This is a genomic window from Methylomagnum sp. (assembly GCF_054333355.1).
On the sequence record NZ_JBTEKS010000358.1, the window covers coordinates 1 to 4,513 of the forward strand.

At 59.1% G+C, this 4,513-nt stretch carries 4 protein-coding genes and 1 pseudogene; 3 read left to right on the plus strand and 2 right to left on the minus strand.

Going from position 1 to position 4,513, the window contains the following annotated elements:
• The 3 genes from ACXWUF_RS19150 to ACXWUF_RS19160 all read left to right on the plus strand — a co-directional run.
• On the plus strand, window positions 1–1,467 hold a 1,467-nt coding region (locus ACXWUF_RS19150), incomplete at its 5' end, for a hypothetical protein (RefSeq protein WP_458496181.1).
• Window positions 1,464–2,246, plus strand: a complete 783-nt coding sequence (locus ACXWUF_RS19155) for a hypothetical protein (protein ID WP_458496182.1) — start codon at window positions 1,464–1,466, stop codon at window positions 2,244–2,246. The genes ACXWUF_RS19150 and ACXWUF_RS19155, both read left to right, overlap by 4 nt.
• Before the next feature lie 487 nt (window positions 2,247–2,733).
• Window positions 2,734–2,877: a hypothetical protein gene (locus ACXWUF_RS19160; RefSeq protein WP_458496183.1), complete on the plus strand. Its 144-nt coding sequence runs from the start codon at window positions 2,734–2,736 to the stop codon at window positions 2,875–2,877.
• Between the two features lie 152 nt (window positions 2,878–3,029).
• Here ACXWUF_RS19160 and ACXWUF_RS19165 read toward each other — a convergent pair whose 3' ends face one another.
• Together ACXWUF_RS19165 and ACXWUF_RS19170 are read right to left on the minus strand one after the other, a co-directional pair.
• Window positions 3,030–3,575, minus strand: coding sequence for a disulfide bond formation protein B (locus tag ACXWUF_RS19165; protein WP_458496184.1), 546 nt, complete (start codon window positions 3,573–3,575; stop codon window positions 3,030–3,032).
• Window positions 3,567–4,498 (minus strand): annotated as a pseudogene (locus ACXWUF_RS19170) (HAD-IC family P-type ATPase); the annotation flags it as partial. The gene ACXWUF_RS19165 and the pseudogene ACXWUF_RS19170, both read right to left, overlap by 9 nt.
• Window positions 4,499–4,513: the final 15 nt, after the last annotated feature.

Sequence of the window (4,513 nt, forward strand, 5' to 3'; positions counted from 1 at the left end):
TACAACCAATATTGCGCCTATCTGGCCGAACAAACCCACGAATTCACGGGGATGAAGGATGCGATTGCCCAAGCCAACGATGCCATAGCCGATTACAAGAAGGCCCAATCCGACTTCTACGAGAAAATAAACGCCACCGGGGCATCCATCGACCAATTGGGCAGTGCGCTGGTCGCTCAGTACGATGTGCTGATGGCTTCCGACAAGGCTTTTCAGGAGGCTGTGGTCAAACAGGGAATGGGGTGTTCCTTTGCGAATTTCCTAAGCATCCTCAAAACGATACTGACCGTCGGGGTGGATGCTTATTCCATGTTCACCGATCCGAATGTCAAGACCATCACGGCGACTATCAAGGATTTCGCCGATATAGGCATCAACATTAGTACCGGGAAGCTATTGGTGAACCCCGTGGCCGTGGCGGGAGACCCGAACTCCATCAGTCAGGGCTGGCAGCAGATCAATCCAGGCGGCGGCGACGTGGATGATTCAGCAAAGCTGATCGCCGAAGGCAATAACTTTGACGCCGCTATCAAACCCTATCTGGACCTGCCGGAGGCCAAGATCTATCAGCAGGCCGTGCACGATTACATCGGGATTGCGCAAAGCCGAAACGCGAAGCTGCTTGAATACACGAATAACTGTATTCAATACATGGCCCTGGATGGCAAAATCTCCCAAAAGCAACAAGAGGTCAACCGGATTTCGTCTCAAATTGCCCAAGAGAATGTGCCGGGTTTAATCAGCTATCGGAATTTCTTGTTTAGCCTGTACCAGGATTATAAGGCGCTGTGCCTGAAATACCTTTATCAAGAGAACCGGGCCTTTGAGTACTGGAGTCAAACGAGCAATCCGTTCCATGTCTCCGACAACTCGTTTGTAGGCCTGAGCGAAATGCACAACCGATTGAAGGCGAAAATTATTGATTGGATTAATAATTATAGCCAGCCGAACCAACCGCTCAACGACATCAGGATTTTGCTTACGCCCAAATTCCGGGAGTTACAATTCCGGGCCATGCAGCAGACGGGCACCATCACCTTCCAAATCACCCCGGACGATAACGCCTTCCTGGGATGGGCCAACGTTTTGCTCACAAACTTCAAGGTGATCCTGCATGGCGTGTCGCCTTCCGAAAACAAAAATATTTATGTGCAGCTTACGCATAATGGCAGGGTTTGCACCATGGACCCCCTGGGCGTGCGCACCGATTACACACACCGGCGGGTATTGAGTATTTATGAATATACGATTACCAACGGCAACCTCGTTACCGTGGCAGGCGGATCGCTGGGCGGGGACGGCACGGGTGGCAATCCGAACCGGATCGCCTTGAGTCCGTTCGCTAGTTTCACTATCAATATCCCCCCCAAGTATAACCCTGGGATTGATATCTCAGATCTGGGAGGCATCGAAATATCATTTTCGGGTTATGCCTCGCCGATGGAGAAGGTTGCGCGGCCCGCATGAATCCCTTGACCGTAACCCTGACGGCCATGCACCGGCCTGATTACCTCCGGCAAACCTTGACGCATTTGCAGGCGGTGCGGGGCATAGGGGGATGGCATTTGTATATCGGTCTGGAGCCGGGCGCGGAGGAATGTGCCCGGCTCTGCGAGGGGGTGGACTTCATGCCCTGCACGATCCTGCGCAATCCGGAAAGGCTGGGCATACGCGGCAACCCTTATCATGTGATGCGCCACGCCTTTGGGCAGGGAAGCCGGCTGAACATCCACCTGGAAGACGATGTTCTGCTGTCGCCCGACGTTGCGGAACTCGCCCTCTGGTATGACCGCGCCGTTGAGGGGGACGTTTTGATTGATGTCCGCATCATGCTTCTAAACTTGTTCGTCACCAGCACACATGATTCGCATAGGGGGGATTTGAACATCAGCCAGTTCTTCTCCCCATGGGGCATGGTGATGAACGCTTGGCAATGGCGGCACTGGATTGAGCCTGCCTGGTGGAATGACGACCACCGTTACCCCGGCATGCGCGACTGGACGCTGAGCCTGTCCGAACAGTTGCACCGCAATAAAGGACTGTTCGTGCTGGCCCCCCTCTTGAGCCGGAGCACGAATATAGGACGGGAAGGCGGGGTTCATAGCCATCCGGAGCGGCATGATCTGTTTTTAGGTGGACTTAGATGGAATAACAGTCCCAATCCCATTGAGTACCACATCAACCCGGCTCGGAAAATCAACTGGCGCCAATTGGATTACAAGAACATGAGGGTTATGGACAATTAGGCACTGATGTCAAGCCGCCTTCAGGCGTGCGGGTTCGCCATAGGCTGGCGTACAACGAAGCAAATCTTGAACTGTGACAAGGATTGAGCCTCCGCCCATAAACAAGGGGTTGCGGAAAAGGCGTCGGCGTCCGGTCCAGCATTTGCTTCGTTCCCGAGCAAGGCAGATGTTGGACTATCTTGATTTCGCGAAGTAAATTTTGAACGGGTTACAGACCCTGGGATCAACATCCGGGCCTCTTCTTACTACAAGGGGGCATCCGCCATGGATTACCGCGCGCCGGTTCGCCGCGGTCGTCCGCCCCACGGCCATCGCTTCGAGGTGTTCAGCCCCAATCAGCCCCAAGCTGGGCCGTCCGCTCACCCTGTTTTCCCGTGCCCAATTGCGGCAGTGACTGTTGCCGAAGGCGTCATCCTAATATTGTGGACGCGGCGGACGCTTTTTTTCATTCAATTGTTGCCGTCGGCACGGGGTAAGAGGGATGGCCATGGACTTTCTGGCCACCGAGCAAAAGGCCCGGTACGGCCAATTCTCGGGCGAGCCCAACGAAGCCCAGCTTATGCGCTACTTTCACCTCGACGAGGTCCCGATACCGGGGAGTTGGGTGATTCCGGAGTTGTCGGCGGGCTGAAAGAAGGCCCCCGTGCAGGCGTCAACAACTTGGCAACTTCAAAGAATTGCCTGGGGAAACTGAATGGGCGTTTGTATTCACTCCCTTACGACGGCATGTACGGCGGGGTCCGCCGATGGTTGGCCGGAATTCGAAACATTGCCTGCAATTTTTCATGATTTTGCCTGGGTTGACGCCAGGCAAGCGGCGAACGCCATCAGCGTCCAGATTGCCAGCGGCAGACCATGCATCACCGATCCCGCTTCCCCGCAGAACCCGGTGGACAGGAACAGGGCGGGAACCTGCTGGCCCAGCCATCCCGCCGCGTGGTCGATCAACCCCGCCAAGCCGCCGACACAGGCAACGGTATCAGGTGGCTGGCGTTGGAGCCAACTCTGATAGGCGGCGAGGCCCAAGCCCAAGGCCGCGAATCCTATCGCCAGCCCCGCAGGCAACCAACGCGCCCGCCGCCCGGCCGGGAGGGCCGCGAGCAAGGCCAGCGCGGCGATCAGCATGAACAACAAGCGCTGCAAGACGCACAGGGAGCATGAACCGCGCTCCACCCACGGCGTCAGGCCCAAGCTGGCGAGCGCCGCCGCCGCAGAGGCCAGGGCTAGGGCGATCCAAACCAGGCGGCTTTTGGCGTTGCGCAGCTTGAGAAGCTGGAACCACGCGACGCTGACCAGCCCCAAGCCGAAGGCGGCACCCAATTCGCCCACCGGCAAGGGCGCGAAGCGGAATAGCCCGGCCAGTGCGGGCAGATAGAGCGACAACCCGAGCATCGCCAGCGTCAGGCCGGTCACGATCCACAGCACCGGATTGGGCGTGAGCAGCGAGGCCAGCAGCGGGCGCGAACGCGAGCGGTCGGCGAAGATCAAGGCCAAATTGGCCGTCACCAGCGCGACGAAGGCGAAGGCGCGGGCGGCGGATTCGCCGAGGTCGTGTTGCGCCCAGGCATAGGCACCCATCACCACCGCCAACACCCCAAGCCTTGCAGCAGCGCGAGCCAGAGCGTGGCACCGCCGAACAGCGGCGCAGCGGGATCACGCGGCGGGCGCTGCATGCTGTCGGCTTCCGCCGGTTCGTTCTCGAAGGCCAGCGAGCAGGCCGGGTCGATGATGAGTTCGAGGAAGGCGATGTGCATGGGGAACAGCATGGCCGGATAGCCCAGCAGCACCGGCAGCAGCGCCATGCCCGCGATGGGCACATGCACCGCCAGGATGTAGGACATGGACTTCTGCATGTTGTCGAAGATGCGCCGCCCCAGCCGCACCGCGCCCACGATGGAGGCGAAGTTGTCGTCCAGCAACACCAGCGCAGCGGCCTCGCGGGCGACATCGGTCCCCCGTCCGCCCATGGCGATGCCGACATGGGCGGCCTTGAGCGCCGGGGCGTCGTTCACGCCGTCGCCGGTCATCGCGGTGATTGCGTCGGTGGCCTTCAGGGCTTGGACGATGCGCAATTTTTGCTCCGGGGCGATGCGGGCGCACACGCTCACGGTCTTCATCCGCGCCTGCAATTGCGGATCGTCCAGCGCGGCCAGGGCGTCGCCCGACAGGATGTCGGCGGCGTCCAATCCGGCCTGGGCGGCGATGGTCCGCGCGGTGGCGGGATAGTCGCCGGTAATCATGACCACCCGGATACCGGCCTCGCGGCA